Consider the following 19,145-nt stretch of genomic DNA (forward strand, 5'->3'; position numbering starts at 1 on the left):
TCAAAAAATGCCTCTCGTGCCTGTCAATCAAGCGCAATCAGCTCCAAAAGTTATAGCACCTGGCTGGTTGCCAGGTGGTCATGCACAGACCATTTGGCCAGCGTTGCGGGTGCGGCACAGCTGCCCTGCAGCGCTGGCTGCCATTCGCTACGAGCGCCAGCGCTGGCCTACGCCAGATGGCGACTTTGTGGATGTGGACTGGCTCACCCTTAGCCCACGCCCCATGCAAGCGCCGCTACTGGTGCTGTTTCATGGGTTAGAGGGGTCGTCACGCAGCCACTACGCACTGGCATTTGCGCGCGTGGCGCACGATTGCGGTCTGAACTTTGCAGTGCCGCACTTTCGTGGCTGCAGTGGCCAGATCAACCTGGCCCCGCGTGCCTACCATTCCGGTGATTTTGAAGAAGTGGGGTGGCTGCTGTCGCGCTTGCGCCAGCACACGACGCGCCCTTTGTGGGTGGTGGGCGTGTCTTTGGGGGGCAACGTGCTGCTGCGCTGGGCGCAAGAGGCAGGCAGCCAAGCGCTGCAGCTTGCCAGCGCCGTTGCCAGTGTGTCCGCCCCGTTGGACTTGACGGCCAGCGGTCAGGCCATGGGGCTGGGATTTAACCGGTGGGTCTACACCCGCATGTTTTTGCGCAGCATGAAACCCAAAGCGCTGCAAAAGCTGGCGCAACACCCAGGGCTGTTTCAAGTGCAAGACTTGCTCAAGGCGCGCACGCTGTATGACTTTGACAACGTCTTCACCGCGCCACTTCATGGCTTTCAAAACACGCAAGACTATTGGCAGCGTGCATCTGCTCTGCCACACCTGCACCGGCTGCAGCTGCCCAGCCTGGTGGTGAATGCGCAAAATGATCCGTTTGTTCCTGCGGCCAGTCTGCCCCACGCCCACCAGGTCAGCCGCCATGTCACGCTGTGGCAACCCCGCCAGGGTGGCCATGTGGGGTTTGCACAAGCACCGTGGCCGGGACAGATTCAAGCCTTGCCACAAGCCGTGGTGGCCTGGCTGGCGCAGCAGGCCAACTTCAACCTCAAAGGATGCTCAGATGGATGACCTCGTCAAGCAAGCCATGGCCAAATGGCCCAATGTGCCCGACTGTTACGGCTGGCTGGGCTTGGATGCACGTGGCAACTGGTTCATGCGCGACGACCGCACACAGGCGCTGGGTGGGTTTGCCAGCGGGCTGGCGGGCAGCAAAGGCGCTGAATTGCGCCACGACAAGTTGCTGGCCTTCATCGGGCGCAACTACGCGCCCGATGCACGCGGCTGCTGGGCGTTTCAAAATGGGCCACAGCGGGTGTTTGTAGAGCTGCAAGCCACCCCGCTGGTCTGGCGGCTGCAGCCCGATGGCCACGTCCACGACCACATGGGTCACGTCGCGGTGGTGCAGTCCTGCTGGCTTGATGACCTAGGTTGGCTCTACCTGGCAACAGATTTGGGTTTTGGCCTGGTGCACAGCCAAGACGTAGCGCAGGCTGCGCTTCAAATTGAACAAGGCGTTTGGAGCCCTCAAGACACCACTCAAGCCAATCTGGAAACCCAATTCGGCTTTGTCAAAAGCCCTGAATTGCTACATAATAAATAGCTATAAGCGCTTTATTTATAAGCACTATAGGCCTAAAATGCTCTTAAAAAATAACTACTCAGTACGCTATGAATTCATGAGCAAGAATTGAGGCAATGCAAAGCTTGCCCGACCTCACCACACTCAGTCACGTAGAAAAGGACGCGCTCATTGTGACGTTGTGGAATCCGGTGCAAAGCCTGGGCAAGCAATTGGCTGCGATGCAGCAGTCGATCAAGGAGCTTCAAGCTCGCTTAAGCCTCAACAGCAGTAACTCCAGCAAACCCCCAAGTACGGATGGCCTGGCTAAACCAGCGCCGAAGTCTCTGCGTGGCAAAAGCGCAAAACCATCTGGTGGACAGCCCGGCCACAGAGGTGCAACTCTGAGCCAACGTGCACCACTGCCACCGCAGCGCCAGATATGGTTCACCGAGCAATGGACGCTATTGCTGCAGCGTGGTGAGCGCTTCAACCCAGAACAAAAGTACACGGGAGCACCCACTGGCAAGCGGGGCAAACTCAGGCAATGCAAGGCATTCAATCTGCTGCTGCGCCTGCGCAACTACAAAGACGATGTATGGCGCTTCATGACCGATGTGGGCGTACCGTTCATCAACAACTTGGCCGAGCAGGCGCTGCGCATGGCCAAGGTTCGACAGAAGGTCTCGGGGTGCTTGTGCACGATTGAGGGAGCCAAAACGTTCTTCACCATTCGCTCGTACTTGGCCACCATGCGCAAACAAAAAGCCTGTCTGTTTGATTGTCTGGTCAGTGTCTTTCAGGGCCAGCCGATTCAACCTCAGTTGGCTTGAATTCCTGAATTCTTATGGGGGCGTGGGCTGCATGGCTGGGCTGGATACCTGAGTAGTTACGACGATTTATAAGAAAACAGCCTGTAGCCCTGGTTCGCGCAAAAATGAAGTGCAACACCAAGGCGCGCAAAGCCTGCTCGGCTGGGGCTGGGGACTGCCAAGGCGGTGAATTGCGTTCAGCACAGAACGCAGCAATCAACTCTGCATCAACTTTGTCAGTCTTGGTATGCACCAAACGGGACGCGCCAAAAGCCTTGATTTGTGCCGGCCAGCCAATCAGCCAAGTTGTCCAACCTCTTTGCCTCGCACCGTCACAAGCAAGGCCGGCAAGTTTCAAGCCGGATAGTGCCGTCCGCCAAAAATGGCCGAGCCCACGCGCACCATGGTGCTGCCGCTGGCAATGGCGGCCTCCAGGTCGGCACTCATGCCCATGGACAGCGTGTCGAGCGCCAAGCCTTCCGCATTTAATGCATCAAATAGACCTCTAGCCCTACTGAATACTGCACAAGCAGCTACAAAATCAAAAGCAGGCTCTGGAATGCACATAAGTCCGCGCAGGTGCAAACCAGGCAGCAGAGCCACCGCTTTGGCCAGCGCCATAGCCTCTGCAGGTACCACCCCGGATTTGGTTGCGCCGCCGTCCACATTGACCTGAAGGCACACCTGCAGTGGTGGCTTTTCGGCAGGACGTTGCGCACTCAAGCGCTCGGCAATTTTGAGCCGGTCAACCGTGTGCACCCAGTCAAAGTGCTCGGCCACCAAGCGGGTTTTGTTGCTTTGGATGGGACCAATGCAGTGCCACTGCAGCGGCAAATGGTGCAGCAAAGTGATTTTTTGTACCGCTTCCTGGATGTAGTTTTCACCAAAGGCGGTTTGCCCGGCGGCATAAGCCGCTTGCACGGCATCTGTGCCAAATGTTTTGGACACCGCCAGCAGCGTCACAGCATTTGAGGGGCGGCCACTGGCATGAGCGGCGGCGTCTATGCGCTGGTGCACGGCCTGCAGGCGGGTTTGAATCGTGGTCATAATTGTGTGGAGGTTTTTGTCAAAGCGTGACAAGGCCAGAGCGTAACAAACACCAAGGGGAACCCGTGGACATCACCCAGTTGCTGGCTTTCAGCGTGAAAAACAAGGCCTCAGACTTGCACCTTTCGGCCGGGCTGCCACCGATGATTCGGGTGCATGGCGACGTGCGCCGCATCAACGTCGAGGCGCTGGACCACAAGCAAGTGCACGCCATGGTGTACGACATCATGAACGACTCGCAGCGCAAGCACTATGAAGAGTTTTTAGAGATTGACTTCTCGTTTGAGATTGAGGGGCTGGCGCGGTTTCGGGTCAATGCGTTCAATCAAAACCGGGGTTCCGGTGCGGTGTTTCGCACCATTCCCAGCAAAATTTTGACCCTTGAACAACTCAACTGTCCCAAAATTTTTGCCGACCTGGCGCTTAAACCGCGTGGCTTGGTGCTGGTGACTGGCCCCACCGGTTCAGGCAAATCCACCACGCTGGCGGCCATGGTGAACTACCTCAATGAAACCGAGTTCGGCCACATCCTCACCGTCGAAGACCCGATTGAGTTTGTGCACGAATCCAAAAAATGCCTGATCAACCAGCGCGAAGTGGGGCCGCACACGCAAAGCTTTGCCGCCGCACTGCGCTCTGCCCTGCGCGAAGATCCAGATGCCATTTTGGTGGGTGAAATGCGCGACCTGGAAACCATCCGCTTGGCCATGACCGCCGCTGAAACCGGCCACCTGGTGTTTGGCACGCTGCACACCAGCAGCGCCGCCAAAACCATTGACCGGATCATTGACGTGTTTCCAGCGGAAGAAAAAGAAATGGTGCGCGCCATGTTGTCTGAGTCGCTGCAAGCTGTGATTTCGCAAACGCTGTGCAAAACCAAAGACGGCCAGGGCCGGGTGGCAGCGCACGAGATCATGCTGGGCACCAGCGCCATTCGCAACTTGATCCGCGAGGCCAAGGTGGCGCAGATGTACTCCAGCATCCAGACTGGCAATAGCGTGGGCATGCAAACGCTGGATCAAAACCTGACCGACCTGGTGCGGCGCAACATCATCAGCCCGGCCGAGGCGCGTTCCAAAGCCAAAATCCCGGACAACTTCCCTGGCTGACACAAGGACATTTCATGGAACGCGATCAAGCCACTTCTTTTATCACCGACCTGCTCAAGCTGATGATTAGTCGCGGCGGCAGCGACCTGTTCATCACCGCCGATTTCCCGCCGGCCATCAAGGTCGATGGCAAGGTCACCAAGGTGTCGCCCCAGCCGCTCAACAGCACCCACACCATTGCGCTGGCGCGCTCGATCATGAGCGACAAGCAGGTGGCTGAGTTTGAGCGCACCAAAGAATGCAACTTTGCCATTGCCCCGCCTGGGTTGGGGCGGTTTCGGGTCAATGCCTTCATGCAGCAAAGCAAGGTCGGCATGGTGTTGCGCACCATTCCCAGCACGCTGCCCACCATTGACAGCCTGAAACTGCCACCGGTGTTGAAAGACGTGGTCAACAGCAAACGTGGGCTGTGCATCCTGGTGGGCGCCACCGGCTCGGGTAAGTCCACCTCGCTGGCGGCGTTGGTGGACTGGCGCAATGAAACCACTTTTGGCCACATCATCACCGTCGAAGACCCGATTGAATTTGTCCACGCCCACAAAAATTGCGTGGTGACCCAGCGCGAGGTGGGCATTGACACCGACAGTTGGGGCGCGGCTCTGAAAAACACCTTGCGCCAGGCGCCGGATGTGATTTTGATGGGCGAAATCCGCGACCGTGAAACCATGGAGCACGCAGTGACGTTTGCCGAAACCGGTCACCTGTGCCTGGCCACACTGCATGCCAACAGCTCAAACCAGGCGCTGGACCGCATCATCAACTTCTTTCCTGAAGAGCGGCGTGCCCAGCTGCTGATGGATTTGTCGCTGAATTTGCGGGCACTGGTATCACAGCGGCTGCTGCCCAAGCAAGATGGCAAGGGACGAGTGGCAATGGTCGAGATCATGCTCAACTCGCCCTTGATTTCTGATTTGATCTTCAAGGGTGAAGTGGCCGAGATCAAAGAGGTGATGAAAAAAAGCCGCAACATTGGCATGCAAACCTTTGACCAAGCACTGTTTGACGCCTATGAGGCCAACCTCATCACCTACGAAGATGCCCTGCGCAACGCCGACTCCGTGAACGACTTGCGCCTGCAAATCAAGCTCAACAGCCAGCGCAGCAAGCGCCAGGATTTGGCCGCTGGCACCGAAAACCTGACCATCATGTAACCTGCCTTATCCCAAGGAAGCTTTTTTTATCCACTTCATCCCCTCAAACGCCTCATGAACACTCGCACTTATGCCCCCACCCCTACCCGCCGCGTTGCCTTTTTAGGCCTGGGAGTGATGGGCTACCCCATGGCTGGCCACCTGGCGCGCGCCGGCCACAGTGTCACGGTATACAACCGAACCACTTCAAAATCAATAGCTTGGTGCACAGAATACACGGGCGCTACAAGCCAAAATGCCACATTAAATCCGGCCGCAACGCCACGCCAGGCGGCCGCAGGTGCTGAGCTGGTGTTTTGCTGTGTGGGCAATGATGACGACCTGCGCAGCGTGGTGCTGGGCGCAGACGGCGCTTTTGCCGGCATGGCACCCGGTGCCGTGCTGGTGGATCACACCACGGCCTCCGCCAACGTGGCGCGTGAGCTGTATGCCACCGCCCAAGCCCAGGGCTTGCATTTTGTCGATGCCCCCGTGTCTGGCGGCCAAGCCGGGGCGCAAAACGGTGCTCTGACCGTGATGTGCGGTGGTGATCTGGCGGCGTTTGAAGCGGCGCAGCCCGTGGCCATGGCGTTTGCCAAAGCCTTCACCTACCTGGGCGAAAGCGGCGCCGGGCAACTGGCCAAAATGGTCAACCAAATTTGCATTGCCGGGCTGGTGCAGGGGTTGGCCGAAGCCATTGCCTTTGGTGACAAAGCGGGCTTGGACATGAACCTGGTGCTGGACGTGATTGGCAAAGGCGCAGCGCAAAGCTGGCAAATGGACAACCGTGGCAAAACCATGGTGGCGGGTAAATTCGACTTTGGCTTTGCGGTGGACTGGATGCGCAAAGACCTGGGGCTGGTGTTAGACGAAGCCAAGCGCAATGGTGCGCGCTTGCCAGCCACCGCCTTGATTGACCAGTTTTATGCCGATGTGCAGCAGATGGGTGGCCGCCGCTGGGACACCTCAAGCTTGATCAAACGCCTGAAATAACGATCCCCCCTGAGCCGAGCCTGGCGGCGCGTCTCCCCCCGGGGGCAACACCTTGCAGCCCGGCAAAGCCGGTTCTGCGGTGCTCTGGCTTTTGCGCCTCAGTGCGCTTGCTTACTGTGCTGGCTTCGCTTTGGCGTCGTCTGGGGCGGGTTGCGGCAGCAGGTTGCGCAGCTCGTCTTCTGAAATGATCTCAAACACCCGCACCACTTTTTGCACGCCAGAGACAGCGCGTGTAATGTCGGTGGCACGGTCGGCTTCACGCTGGGTGACACGCCCCAGCAGGTAGGTGGTGCCGCGCTCGGTGACCACCTTGAAGGCGTTGGCATAGAGGTCTTTGGCATCCACCAAGCCCGCCTTGACCTTGCCGGTGACCAAGGTGTCTGAAGACCGCTGCCCCAAAGTGGCATTGCCCAACACGGCCAGCTCGTTGACCACAGCCTGGACGTTTTCCACCCCTGAGACCACTTGCTCCACCAGCTGTTGGTCTTGCGCACTGGGCACCTCGCCCGAGAGCAAGACCCGGCGGTTGTAGCTGGTGACGTTGACATGTACCCGGTCGCCCAGGTTGTCACGAATGCGGCTGGCCGCGCGCAACTCAATGCCTTCGTCCTCCAACTGGGTGCCCGAGGTGCGCCGGTCGGTGGCCACCAAGCCGCCACCCACCATGGCGCCGCCCATCATCATGGGCACAGCCAACGGAAAGCAGGCCGTCAAGCTGCTGCCCACGGTGATGGCCAAGGCCAAGGTGGTCAGCACGCGCTTGGTGCTGACTGAAGGTGTGAGGTGATTCATCATGTAGATTCCTGGTCGCCAAGTAACAAAATATCAACCGCATCGCACAGGCAGTGCAGGGTGAGCAAATGCACCTCTTGCACGCGGGCGGTGCGGTCGTGGGGCACGCAAATGTGCACATCGGTGTCGCGCAGGGCTTTGCTCATCTTGCCGCCGCCACGGCCCGTCAAGCCAATGACCACCATGTCACGCTCGTGTGCCGCTTCGATGGCGGCCAGCACATTGGCCGAGTTGCCGCTGGTGGAGATGGCCAGCAACACGTCACCGGGCTGGCCGAGCGCCCGCACCTGGCGTGAAAAAATCACGTTGAAGTCGTAATCGTTGGCAATGGCGGTAAGGATGGAGCTGTCGGTGGTCAAGGCAATGGCAGCCAACTCGGGGCGCTCGCGCTCAAAACGCCCGACGAATTCGGCAGAAAAGTGCTGTGCGTCAGCCGCCGAACCGCCGTTGCCACAGCTAAGCACTTTGCCACCGCTGGTGACGCAAGCCAGCAAGGCCTGCACGGCATCTGCAATGGGTTTGCTCAGCAGTGGTGCCGCCTGGTATTTGAGGTCGGCACTGTCGATGAAATGTTGTTGTATTCGTTGTTCCAGCATGGCCGTGATGATACCCGCGCCACATGGCGCTCAAGGCAGACTCAAGCCGCGTCAAAAGCGCCCTGCAGCCAGATGATGGCGCCATATTCAACCGCCACCACGTCAAAACGGCATGGCGGCAAGCTCGCACAGCGCATCAAATAATGGCGCGCGGCAAACACAATGCGGCGCTGCTTGAGCGCGCTGACACTGGCTGCCGCACCGCCATGGCTGGCCGTGCTGCGCTGGCGCACTTCCACAAACACACAAGTGCCGTCAGGCGCGCGCATGATCAGGTCAATTTCACCGCCGCCTCGTCCGGGGGTTCGATAATTGCGCACCAGCAAGCGCAAGCCCGCCTGCTGCAAGTGCGCCAGAGCGGCGTTCTCAGCTGCATCACCGCGTTGTTTGGTGCTGGGCGGCACGGCCAATTTATTTGTTTGAGGAAACCCCATCAATGTCACACCCTGTGTTGTCGGTAAGCGCCAGTTACGCCTTGGCGTTGCGTGCAGCCTTGGAGGCGGCAGGCAACCAGAATTATCGGCCGGGCACGCTGTTTGTGGTGGCCACACCGATTGGCAACCTGGCAGACATCAGCCTGCGCGCGCTGCATGTGCTGCAGCTGGCCGATGTGGTGGCCTGTGAAGACACCCGCCACACCCAAGCGCTGCTGCGGGCCTATGGCATTGACAAAACTCCCGCACAGTTGCTGGCAGTGCACCAACACAACGAGGCACAAGGTGCGCAGGTGGTGGTTGAGCGCCTGCAACAAGGCGCGCGCGTGGCCTATGTGAGTGATGCAGGCACCCCGGCCATCAGCGACCCGGGCGCCCGACTGGTGCAGGCGGTGCGCCTGGCTCACCTGCCGGTGGTGCCGCTGCCCGGTGCCAGCAGCGTGATCACAGCGTTGAGCGCCGCCGGTATTGCGCCGGGTATTCAGCAGCATGGTGAATTTGTGTTTGTGGGCTTTTTACCCAGCAAAACCACCGAGCGTCAAACGGCTGTGGCGGCACTTGCTGGCGAGTTGCGCGCCGTGGTGTTGCTGGAGGCGCCGCACCGCATTGAAGCCCTGGCCACGGCTCTGGCCACCTTGGGCACACGCCAACTGACGGTGGGGCGCGAGTTGACCAAACAGTTCGAAGACATTGCCAACCTGGCAGCACAAGATTTTCCGGCCTGGCTGGCACAAGATGCCAACCGCCTGCGCGGTGAATTTGCGCTGGTGTTGCACCCCGTGGCGGCACCCCAGGCAGCAGCGGCAGACACCCGCGTGCTACAACTGTTGCTGGCCGAATTGCCGTTGAAAACTGCTGTGAAACTGGCCGCAGACATCACCGGTGAGCCACGCAACGCGTTGTATGAACAGGCGCTGCAGCTTAAAAAGCCAGCAGCTTAATCGGTCAGCTATCTGGCTGGCTGGCCAGTGCTGCGCTGGTAAAGCGGCAACACCTTGGGCAGGTTGGCCTGAATGTCGGCAATGCGGGTGGTGCCAGACGGATGGGTGGACAACCATTGGGGCGGTGCACCTTTGCTGGCTGCCGCCATTTTTTGCCACAAGCTGACACCCGCACGGGGGTCAAAACCCGCCCGGGCAGCCAGCTCCATGCCCACCAGATCGGCCTCAGACTCGTCGCTGCGGCTGAACTGCAAAGTGAGCAGTTGTGCCCCGTAACTGGTCACCGTTTGACCCAATTGCCCCAACCCCAGCACGCTGCTGAGCAAATTGGCACCGATGCCGGTCGCGGCATTTTTGCCCATGCGCTCTCTGGCGTGTTCACGCAAGGCGTGCGCCACTTCATGCCCCATGACGGTGGCCACTTCATGGTCGGTAAGTTTGAGCTGCTCCAAAATGCCGCTGTAAAACGCAATTTTGCCGCCCGGCATGCAAAACGCATTGATCTGCTTGCTGCCAATCAGGTTCACCTCCCAGCGCCATTGCTGAGCACGCGGGTTCCAGCCCATGGCATGCGGGATGATTTTTTGGGCAATGGCGCGCAGCCGCCTTAACTGCGGGTGATCTTTGCCCGCCAGGGCGTTTTTACCAGCCGCTTGCTGCAGCATCTGGGTGTATTGCTGTGCGGCAGATGCCTCGATGGTTTGGGCTGACACCAGCTTGGTAAACACCGAGTTGCCGCCAACGTTGACACCTTCATGCGGTGCGGTTTGCGACCAGCCCAGCGCGGGCACCAGCCACACCAAACCACCTGCCTGAAGCAAGGCGCGACGTTGGTGACAGGAACAATATGAAGTGCAGGTCATGGCGTTATTTGATACAGACTGAGCGAACCATTTTCAAATCGGTCAAGCCCATCATGACTTTTTCCATACCATCCATCTTCAGGGTGCGCATACCACCCTCGACCGCTGCGGCAAACACGTCAGCCACACGGGCGCGCTCCTGGATTAATTTTTTGATGGCGTCGTTAGCGATCAACAGCTCATGCAGCCCGACGCGGCCTTTGTAGCCGGTTTGGTTGCACTTGTCGCAACCGGTGTGGCGGTAAAACTTGATGTTGCCGTTGTCTGCAAACTCTTGCTGCCAGCGCTGCAAGAGTTTGGTCATTTCGCCCTCAAAGTCGGCTTTCCAGACGGCTGAGTGACGCAGTTCCTCGACATACTCGGTGGCAAACAGCCGCAACTCTTGCGCATCAGGCACATAAGCCTCTTTGCACACACACAGTTTTTTAGCCAGGCGCTGCGCCAAAATACCCAGCAGGGCATCGGCAAAATTGAAGGGGTCCATGCCCATGTCAAGCAAGCGGGTGATGGACTCTGGCGCTGAATTGGTGTGCAGGGTGGAGAACACCAAATGCCCGGTGAGTGAGGCTTCGACCCCCATGGCCACGGTTTCATGGTCACGCGACTCGCCGACCATGATGATGTCGGGGTCAGCACGCAAAAACGCCCGCATGATCAACGCAAAGTCGATGCCGGCTTTTTTGTTGATTTGCACCTGCCGCAACCCTTTTTGGGTGATTTCCACCGGGTCTTCAGCCGTCCAGATTTTGGTGTCTGGGGTGTTGAGGTGTTTCAAAATGCTATGCAGCGTGGTGGTTTTACCCGAACCCGTGGGGCCGCAGACATAAAACAAACCGTAGGGTTTTTCAATGGTCTGGATCACACGCGCCATGTTGTGCGGCGTCAGGCCCAGCTTTTCAAGCGGTATGGGCTCGCCCGCGGCCAGAATCCGCATCACCACATCTTCCACCCCCCCGGCAGAAGGAATGGTAGCCACCCGCAGTTCGATGTCAACCGGACCGTATTTTTTGAACTTGATCTTGCCGTCTTGCGGCTTGCGGCGCTCTGAAATATCGAGGTCGCACATGATCTTCAGGCGCGTGACCATGGCCTGGCGAAAGTGAGCCGGCACTTCAATGTAGGGCTGCAAAGAGCCATCAATGCGAAACCGAATGCCGGTTTTGAGCTTGCCTGGCATGGGCTCGATGTGAATGTCTGAGGCACCCTGGTGGTAGGCATCCAAAATGACTTTGTTGACAAATTTGACCAACTCGTTGTCTGCCGCAGCAGACTCCAACGAATCGTCGTTGCTGCCGTCGTCCATGGGTGAGCTATCCATGTCAGCCAGCATTTCGTCAATGCTGCCGCCGGTGGCTTGAATCCCAAAAATTTGACCCAGTGTGTCTTTGAATTCGTTGTGGGTGGTGACCCGGTAGACAAATTTGGTGATCTTGGGGAACACCTGTGCCACGATGCGGGAGCTGCGCACAGCCTCAGGGTCCAGACACATGATGATCAAGCCCGCGGGTGACTCTTCCAGCGGCACCCAACCCTGCTCTTCAATGAATTCACGCTTGAAGACGCCATGCAGCATTTCGGCACGAATGCGCCCCTCAGAAAATGGCTCGTAAGGCACACCAAAAAACTTGGCCAATGACGCACCAATTTGAGCCGGGCGCACCTGGTAGTGCGCAATCAACACCTGTTCTGCTGGGGCACCCTCGGTGCGGGCTTCTTGCAGGCAGGTTTGCAACTCTTGCGCAGTCATGACACCGTCAGAGACCAAACCGTCGTATTTGGTCACCATGCGCCGCACACTCTCTTGTGCCTCGTGAATGCGATGCCGAATGGCTGTGGCCAAAGTCTTGCAAAGCTGAGAGACGCCTTCCACCTCAAGCTCGCCAAACGTTTGATCACTTTTGTTGTTGATGACCTGCAACACACCAAACAAGGTGGCGCCCTCCACAATGGGAGCCACCAGCATTTGCTTGGTGCGATAGCCAGACCGCTTGTCAACCTCTTTGAGGAACGTGAGCGACGGGTGAATTTTTTTCAGCGACTCTTCGTCGTAAACATCTGGCAAGTTGAGCAATTTGCGGCTGTAGGCCACGTAACCCGCAATGCTTTGCGGGGTGATGGGCAGCTTCAGATCGCGGCTGCTGTTGAGCCCTGTTTTGACCTTGGACACAATGGCGGTGTGGTCGTCGTTGACCACATACAGCGTCAGCCGGTCGGAGTTGAACAACTTGCAAATATCTTGGCTGGCTTCAAGCATGATCTGCTCGATGTTGACGGTTTCATGAATTTGCGCCGTCACATGCTGCAGCTGCTTGTAAAAAAGAGCCTCAAAGGTCATGCCCGCACGTTCTCCGCCGTGAAATTTAATGCCAGGTGTCATGCTTATTTGGTCTCGAAATTGGTCACGCCGTCCCAGTCAGGCAATTGGGGAAGAGACTGCTGTGCAGTGACGCGCTGGGCATACAACACATAAAGCGTTTTGCTGCCATCCAGGCGTTGCAGCTGGGCAATCAATTCACTGCTCTCTTCATGATGTTGCGCCCGGTAAGCTGCTAAAAATGCATCCCACAGCGCCAATTCACGCGCCTTCTCTTTGCTGAGCTGCCCGACGGTGGTCAATGGCGTAAAAATGGCAATGGATTGCTGCTTGCCTTTGACGCGCACCAGGTCAAGCTCTTGCCAGACAAAGTTACTGGCCAAAAGCCGAGTGGACTCACTGGCCACCACGCTCACGCCATAGACTTTACACAGGCCTTCGAGCCGGGAACCCAGGTTCACGGCGTCGCCAATGACGGTGTAGCTGCGTCGAATGTTGGAACCCATGTCACCCACAAACATCTGGCCGGTGTTGAGCCCAATGCCCAACCCAATGTCGAAGCCGGTATTGGCAAAAGCACCGGTTTTATAGGCTTGATTGATGCGGCTGATGACTTGCGCCATTTCAAGCGCGGTTTTCACTGCCAACTGGGCATGCGTGGGCGAAACAATGGGCGCACCCCAAAACGCCATCACACAGTCGCCCATGTATTTATCGACGGTACCGCGATTGGCACCAATGACCTGCGTCAGCTCTGAGAAGACATGGTTGAGCAGCTGCTGCAGTTGCAACGGCTCAAGCCGCTCAGACATTTCAGTAAACCCACGCATGTCACAAAACATCACAGTGAGCTCATCACTGCGGGCACGCATGCTGTAGTTGTCAGGGTCTTTGACCATTTCAAGCACCACTTCTGGTGGCACATAGGTGCCAAACAAGGCAATCAACTCGCGGCGCGAGCGCGCTACCAGCATGTAACCATAGCCCACATTCAAAATGAAAATGGCCGCTGCCATCAACCACACGGCAGCCAGTCCAAACACCAGACTGTAGGACTGATACAACCACCCGTTGATGCCCCACAGCGCAGCCAACACTGCCAAGCTCAAGGTCACCGCTAACGGCGCGCGCAACATGGGTAAAACCCATGTCAACGCCAAGCCCACCACCAAAATCAACAGCGCTTCATAACTACCAGAATGCGCTGGTTTGACCAGAAAACGCCGATCCAACAAACCGCTCAACACGTTGGCTTGCACCTCAATGCCTGGGTAGACGGCACTGACGGGAGTGGCACGCACATCGCCAATGCCTGGTGCGGTGGTTCCCAGCAGCACAACTTTGCCGTTCAACTGCGCTGCGGGTACGCGCCCTGACAACACATCTCCGGCTGACACATACTTGAAAGACCCGCCCTGAGGCCCCCCCTTGCCACGGAATGGCACCAAGATGCCCCCAGCGTCATCCACAGGAATAGTGAATGTTTTATCTGGCCACTTGAGCACAATGCTTTCCAACACCGGGTTGGTGCTTTCTTGGCGCAATTGCGCTGGCAAACCAGGTGTGACTTGTGGCATACCCACCAGACGGCGAAACATGGCCAAAGCCAAAGACTCGTAATACTGCCCAGCATACCTTGCCACCAGTGGCAAGACTCGCACCACACCGTCGGCATCTGTGCGTGAGTTAAAAAAACCTGCCAAGGGTGCGGCTTGCGCCACTGTGGCTATGTTGGATCCAAAACCACTCCAATCAAGCTGCGGCACGCTGCGATTCGGTTGCGTTTGCGCCGGCATGACTGGCGTTGGCAACACCCCATTGGTGCGCCCTTGCTGATCGCTCGAGAAGTAATACCCCATCACCACAGGGCGGTCTTGCAGCGACTTGGCAAACATTGCGTCAAAGTCAAGAGACGGCGCTAGTTGCTCAAACTGCGCCAAAAACTCGGTGTCATGGCTGAGTTTTTGCGCCGCAAGCCCCTTCAAATGATTCAAGCCAGAGCTGACATCAGGTTCAGCAAACACCACATCAAAACCAAGCAAAGCAATGTGATACTGACCAAACAGCGCCTGGGTCAGATCGGCTATTTTGTTGCGAGACCAAGGCCAGCGACCAAATTCAGCCAGGCTTTTTTCGTCCACATCCACAATCACAATGCGCTCATCGCGGGTGTTGGGCATGGCAGAGCGCAAGCGTGCGTCATAGACCATGGCATCGAGCCGATCGACTGCATCCAGATGCCACACACCCAGACTGTGCATCAAAGCCAGCAACAGCGGCAGCAATGACAGCAGCAAGCGCTGCCAATGCCGTTTAATGAATTGCATGGTGGGCGGTTTTGACAGGGGGCTAATACATCAAAGGCGCATCAAGACTGAATGAACTGCATCTGGGTTCCAGCCAGCTCAATTTGGTCTCCCGACTTCAGCACCACCGGCTCACTGCCCACCAACACACCATTGAGCTTGGGCTGGGCACCGCCTTCCACATGACAAATCTGAAAATGATGTTGCCTTTTGGTGATGGCCGCCACAGCCACCCCTGGTTTACCAATGGTAGTGACAATTTTTGTCAAGGTCATTTCTCGACCGGCCGCGGGTCCCGACACCACTTTGATGGCACCATGAATTTCAACAGGCATCACGGGCGCGGGCGATGCAGCGGGTCGGGCTTTGACCAGCATGGTCTTTTCAAAATCATCAGCCACCGGATGACCTTCAAACTTGAGTTTGTACTTGCCCAGCTCCAACACATCACCATGCGCCAGCAGTTGCTTTTTGATGGCTTTGCCGTTGACAAAAGTGCCATTGGTGCTGCCCACATCTTCCGCAGTGACCTGGCCGGCAACCAAATACAGAACGGCATGTTCGCCACTGACCGCCAGGTTATCGATCACGATATCGTTGTAAGGACGTCTGCCGACCGTGGTTTTATCTTTGGTCAGCTGGACTTCCTTGATCACAACATCATCAATCGTGACAATGAGCTTTGGCATGATGGCCTCCTGAAATTTTGTGGTTTAAAACTCGATTTTTCATGTGGTTGAGTGCTTGGCTCGGCCAAACAGTGACGACATCAACCCGGCTGGCACGTCAGTCGGCAAAACTTTCGTCAAAAGTACAGCAATGTTATCGCGTCCACCTTTGGCATTGGCTTGCGCCACCAGCTCGGCACCAGTGGTTTCAAGCGTGGCAGCGGTTTTCAAGACATTGGCAATGTCGGCGTTGTCAAGCATGTCTGTCAGACCATCAGAGCACATCAAATAAATGTCTTCGGCCAGCACCGGATAGGTGTTGACGTCCATTTGCAACACTTCTTCGGAGCCCAAGGCACGGGTGAGTAAATTTTTGCCAGGCGCCACAGCGGCTTGTTCGAGCGTCAACAAACCAGCATCCACCTGCTCTTGCAGCATGGAATGGTCTTTGGTGAGCTGCACCAGTTCACCTGAACGAAAACGGTAGCAACGTGAGTCGCCCACATGCCCCAGCGTCACTCGGTCAGCTTGAAAAACACCCACTACCAGCGTGGTGCCCATGCCGGTGTACTGAGGGTTGGAGATGGCCGCCTGCAAAATAGATTGGTTGACTTTGTGGGCGCAGATGTCGATGGCTTTGCCAATGTGTGCTGGATCAGCATTTTGCGCGCCAGCCGACAACCAGCGCACCAGTTCTGATTTCATGAACACGGTGGCCATGCCACTGGCCACTTCACCTGCGTTGTAGCCGCCCATGCCATCTGCCAAGACTGCCACACCGTGAGACTCATCAAAAGTGACCGCATCTTCATTGTTGGTGCGCACGCGCCCCACATCGGTGAGTGCAAAAAATTTGAATTTCATAGACAAGCTTAAATTTCCAGATCAGGGGGTGTTGCTTTGGGGGGATGGGGGGAAGCCGCCGCAGCAGGCCACACATCGGTTTTTTCAAAAGACAAACCTGTCGCGGGTACGGTGGCGGCAAACGTTTGGGTTTTCTCAAAAGCCGGTGCGCTGGCCTGGTTCAAAGCTTGGGGCGGCAAAGCGGGTGCGGCCGTGGGCTCTGCTGCCAAAGTTGCCAACACCGCGTTGAGGTCTTTGGCAAACGCGTCACCATCGGCATAGCGCAACTGTGGGTTTTTGATCAAGGCGCGTTGCACCACTGCAGCCAGACTCAAAGGCAGGTCAGCGCGCACAGTGCACACATCAGGCGCTTCCTCGTTGGCAATTTTGTACATCAACTCCGTCATGGACTCGCCACGGAACGGCAGCACACCGGTGAGCAACTGAAACAGCATCACCCCGAGCGAATACAGGTCGCTGCGACCGTCCACCCGTTTGCCAGCCAATTGCTCGGGCGACATGAAGCTGGGCGTGCCCAGCACCAGCCCGGTTTTGGTTTTGCTGGAGTCTGTGATGCGGGCAATGCCAAAGTCTGTGACCTTGACCGTGTCACTGGCCGCCTCATACATGATGTTCGCTGGCTTGATGTCGCGGTGCACCACATGTTGGCTGTGCGCATAAGCCAGCGCCTGCGCCACCCGCGCCACGATGGAAATCACTTGCGGCACAGGCAACAAATGCCCCGCTTTGGTGAACTCGGTCAGGTCTTTGCCTTTGAGGAATTCCATGGCAATGTAGGCCAGGTCATGCTCTTCCCCGGCATCGAAGATGGTCACAATGTGCTGGTGTTGCAGCCGCCCAGCCGTTTCAGCCTCGCGGAAAAAGCGCTCACGGGCATCGACCAGCTCGTCGCCTTCAAATTCGTTGCTCAGTGCCAGGGTTTTGATGGCCACCACGCGACCAATTTTGGGGTCTTTGCCCAAATACACCACACCCATGGCACCCTTGCCCAGCTCTTTTTCGACCTGATAACGCCCCAGCATGGGTTTTTCAACCGCCCCTTCGGTCAGCAACAGGGTGCCGCCCGGGTGCGCACTGCCACCGCCCAGCATCACCGTTTCAGAGAGGTTTTTGGCGCGGTTGAGCTTAACCTTCAAGTCTTTGAAACCGGCGTTGAAGCTGGCCATGTGTTCATAGACCGTTTGCGCTTTGTTGAACTGGCGTTTGCGCTCAAAGTCAAGTGCCAGGTTATAGAGGTTGTCCATCACGTCAGGCGCCAATGGCACGCGGCGAAAGCGGTCAAACGCCATGTCCAGCTGCCCCTGACCCTGCAGTGCCAGACCCATCATGCGGTTGGTTTCGGCTGACTCTTCATCGGCTTTGATCTTGCCCGCCTCGGTGAACAAAAAGCGCTTGGTCGTCAAAGCCAAATGACCCAACACCAGCAAAGTAGCAGGAAACACCAGTGGCAGCCAAACCGCCTGGCTTGAAAGCAAAGCAAATTCCGCAATCAGCAACAGCAAAAACATCGCACTGGTGGCCGCTGCAGCGGCACCTGCAGAGAGTCTGGGCAAAGCCAAAATCAGGTACAAGCTGACCCCGCACAGCAGCAAAGGCCCCACCCAGCTGCTCCATGCCGGCTGCACAATGAAATGCTCTTGCAAAATGCTCGACGTGATGTGTGCAATGGTCTCGGCCGGTGACAGCGCGGGGTTGCCAGGTACCGGAAACTGGGTTCCAACACCCGCGGCAGTGGCACCGATGACCACCACCTTGCCCGCGTATTTGGCCGCTGGAATCTTGCCAGAGAGCACGTCATAAAAAGAATCCACGACAAATGCTGGCCGACCGTCTTTGCTGGGGTAAAACTGGGGCTGCATCAACGCCTGCGCATCGGTTTTGATGCGCAGGCGGCCTATTTGAACCGATTCACCCGGCACCAAGGTGATGTCTTTGGTGGTCAAGTTCAAGCTGTTGAGCGCTGCCAGCAAGGCCATCGAAGGTACCGCGTGACCAAAATAATTGACCAACAGCGGCTCTTGCCTGACGGCGCCATCCACATCTTGAATCTGGTTCAGGTGACCCACGCCTGCTGCCACTTGCCCCAAGCTGGCCATCGGCCACTGGCCTTTGTTGGCCGGCAGCGAAAAACCTAGGTTTTCTTCAACTGCACTGCGGCTTGCAAAGTCTGGCAGCGCCACGTCTGGATTGCCTTGGGGTTGACCCAGCTGATAAACCGAGGGCACGATCACGTTGCCCGCGGCTTTGAAACTGCTCACCAGTTGGCCATCGGTATCAAGTGCAGACTCGGCTTTGGCAATGACCTCTGACAAAGCCTGGTGCTGCACTTCGGTTTCTGGACTGACACTTGAAGCCAGCAACACTTCTTTCATTTGCCGAATGAAAGTCAGACCCCGATCCACTTGGGGCTCAAAAAAGAAGGCCGTGTGAACTATGGTTTTGGCCTTGGCTTGAGCCAGTTGGTCAATCAGCTTGGCATGCACATCCCGCGACCAGGGCCAGCGCCCAATGTTGGCAATGCTTTGGTCATCAATGGCGATCACGGCAATCTGTGGCGATGGCTGGCGCGATGTGCTGGTGCTGGCAAAGTCATAAAAACGTCGCTCCAGGGTGCTGATGGTGTCGGTTGAAAAATGCAGCACCACCACGGCCATGACCAACACCAAGGCCACCAGCGCATCCGAGCGAAAAAATGAAGTTATTTTGGAGTTTGACACCATCGTTCCTGTGTT

Annotated in this window: 16 protein-coding genes and 2 pseudogenes; 8 read left to right on the forward strand and 10 right to left on the reverse strand. The window is 57.2% G+C overall.

Features of this window, described 5'->3' with window-relative positions:
- Positions 1-7 precede the first annotated feature (7 nt).
- The 4 genes and pseudogenes from PHT20_RS04295 to PHT20_RS04310 form a co-directional block, all read left to right on the forward strand.
- Positions 8-1,054 carry an alpha/beta fold hydrolase gene (locus PHT20_RS04295; RefSeq protein ID WP_301019559.1) on the forward strand — a complete coding sequence of 349 codons (1,047 nt, stop codon included), beginning with the start codon at positions 8-10 and terminating at the stop codon, positions 1,052-1,054.
- Positions 1,047-1,586, forward strand: a complete 540-nt coding sequence (locus PHT20_RS04300; protein WP_301019560.1) for a DUF2946 family protein — start codon at positions 1,047-1,049, stop codon at positions 1,584-1,586. Before PHT20_RS04295 ends, PHT20_RS04300 begins: the two co-directional genes overlap by 8 nt.
- A 95-nt stretch (positions 1,587-1,681) precedes the next feature.
- Positions 1,682-1,951, forward strand: a pseudogene (locus PHT20_RS04305) (DUF6444 domain-containing protein); the annotation flags it as partial.
- A 117-nt stretch (positions 1,952-2,068) separates the two neighbouring features.
- Positions 2,069-2,308 (forward strand): annotated as a pseudogene (locus PHT20_RS04310) (transposase); the annotation flags it as partial.
- Between the two features lie 402 nt (positions 2,309-2,710).
- Here the strand turns inward: PHT20_RS04310 and PHT20_RS04315 are convergent.
- Complete coding sequence (locus tag PHT20_RS04315) at positions 2,711-3,403, reverse strand: YggS family pyridoxal phosphate-dependent enzyme (protein ID WP_301019561.1); 693 nt, start codon at positions 3,401-3,403, stop codon at positions 2,711-2,713.
- A 65-nt stretch (positions 3,404-3,468) separates the two neighbouring features.
- On the opposite strand from PHT20_RS04315, the gene PHT20_RS04320 reads away from it, so the two are divergent.
- Genes PHT20_RS04320 through PHT20_RS04330 form a run of 3 tightly spaced genes read left to right on the forward strand, consistent with a single transcriptional unit; the run spans position 3,469 to position 6,635 of the window.
- On the forward strand, positions 3,469-4,512 hold the full coding sequence (locus PHT20_RS04320; protein ID WP_301019562.1) for a type IV pilus twitching motility protein PilT: 1,044 nt from the start codon (positions 3,469-3,471) through the stop codon (positions 4,510-4,512).
- Positions 4,513-4,526: 14 nt separating this feature from the next.
- Positions 4,527-5,663 carry a PilT/PilU family type 4a pilus ATPase gene (locus tag PHT20_RS04325; protein WP_301019563.1) on the forward strand — a complete coding sequence of 379 codons (1,137 nt, stop codon included), beginning with the start codon at positions 4,527-4,529 and terminating at the stop codon, positions 5,661-5,663.
- Between the two features lie 54 nt (positions 5,664-5,717).
- A complete protein-coding gene (locus PHT20_RS04330; protein WP_301019564.1) occupies positions 5,718-6,635 on the forward strand; it encodes an NAD(P)-dependent oxidoreductase in 918 nt (305 codons plus the stop codon).
- Positions 6,636-6,746: 111 nt separating this feature from the next.
- Here the strand turns inward: PHT20_RS04330 and PHT20_RS04335 are convergent, their stop codons facing one another.
- The 3 genes from PHT20_RS04335 to PHT20_RS04345 are packed head-to-tail and all read right to left on the reverse strand — an operon-like array spanning position 6,747 to position 8,457.
- Positions 6,747-7,427 carry a BON domain-containing protein gene (locus PHT20_RS04335; RefSeq protein WP_301019565.1) on the reverse strand — a complete coding sequence of 227 codons (681 nt, stop codon included), beginning with the start codon at positions 7,425-7,427 and terminating at the stop codon, positions 6,747-6,749.
- The gene (locus PHT20_RS04340; protein ID WP_301019566.1) at positions 7,427-8,023 is read right to left on the reverse strand and encodes a phosphoheptose isomerase; all 597 of its coding nucleotides are present in this window, start codon (positions 8,021-8,023) and stop codon (positions 7,427-7,429) included. The genes PHT20_RS04335 and PHT20_RS04340 overlap by 1 nt, the downstream gene beginning before the upstream one ends.
- 41 nt (positions 8,024-8,064) lie before the next feature.
- The gene (locus PHT20_RS04345) at positions 8,065-8,457 is read right to left on the reverse strand and encodes a YraN family protein (RefSeq protein WP_301019567.1); all 393 of its coding nucleotides are present in this window, start codon (positions 8,455-8,457) and stop codon (positions 8,065-8,067) included.
- A gap of 2 nt (positions 8,458-8,459) precedes the next feature.
- Between PHT20_RS04345 and rsmI the strand changes: the two genes are divergently transcribed.
- Positions 8,460-9,398, forward strand: a complete 939-nt coding sequence (gene rsmI, locus PHT20_RS04350; protein WP_301019568.1) for a 16S rRNA (cytidine(1402)-2'-O)-methyltransferase — start codon at positions 8,460-8,462, stop codon at positions 9,396-9,398.
- A gap of 8 nt (positions 9,399-9,406) precedes the next feature.
- Here the strand turns inward: rsmI and PHT20_RS04355 are convergent, their stop codons facing one another.
- Genes PHT20_RS04355 through PHT20_RS04380 form a run of 6 tightly spaced genes read right to left on the reverse strand, consistent with a single transcriptional unit; the run spans position 9,407 to position 19,130 of the window.
- Positions 9,407-10,261: a M48 family metallopeptidase gene (locus tag PHT20_RS04355; protein WP_300087765.1), complete on the reverse strand. Its 855-nt coding sequence runs from the start codon at positions 10,259-10,261 to the stop codon at positions 9,407-9,409.
- 4 nt (positions 10,262-10,265) lie between these two features.
- A complete protein-coding gene (locus PHT20_RS04360; protein WP_301019569.1) occupies positions 10,266-12,638 on the reverse strand; it encodes an ATPase, T2SS/T4P/T4SS family in 2,373 nt (790 codons plus the stop codon).
- Positions 12,639-12,640: 2 nt separating this feature from the next.
- Positions 12,641-14,902 carry an adenylate/guanylate cyclase domain-containing protein gene (locus PHT20_RS04365; RefSeq protein WP_301019570.1) on the reverse strand — a complete coding sequence of 754 codons (2,262 nt, stop codon included), beginning with the start codon at positions 14,900-14,902 and terminating at the stop codon, positions 12,641-12,643.
- A gap of 41 nt (positions 14,903-14,943) precedes the next feature.
- Positions 14,944-15,570: an FHA domain-containing protein gene (locus PHT20_RS04370; protein WP_301019571.1), complete on the reverse strand. Its 627-nt coding sequence runs from the start codon at positions 15,568-15,570 to the stop codon at positions 14,944-14,946.
- Between the two features lie 39 nt (positions 15,571-15,609).
- Positions 15,610-16,413 carry a Stp1/IreP family PP2C-type Ser/Thr phosphatase gene (locus PHT20_RS04375; protein WP_301019572.1) on the reverse strand — a complete coding sequence of 268 codons (804 nt, stop codon included), beginning with the start codon at positions 16,411-16,413 and terminating at the stop codon, positions 15,610-15,612.
- Between the two features lie 8 nt (positions 16,414-16,421).
- Positions 16,422-19,130 carry a serine/threonine-protein kinase gene (locus PHT20_RS04380; protein ID WP_301019573.1) on the reverse strand — a complete coding sequence of 903 codons (2,709 nt, stop codon included), beginning with the start codon at positions 19,128-19,130 and terminating at the stop codon, positions 16,422-16,424.
- Between the last annotated feature and the right edge of the window lie 15 nt (positions 19,131-19,145).

Source organism: Rhodoferax sp. (assembly GCF_028715765.1).
Taxonomy (GTDB): domain Bacteria; phylum Pseudomonadota; class Gammaproteobacteria; order Burkholderiales; family Burkholderiaceae_C; genus Rhodoferax.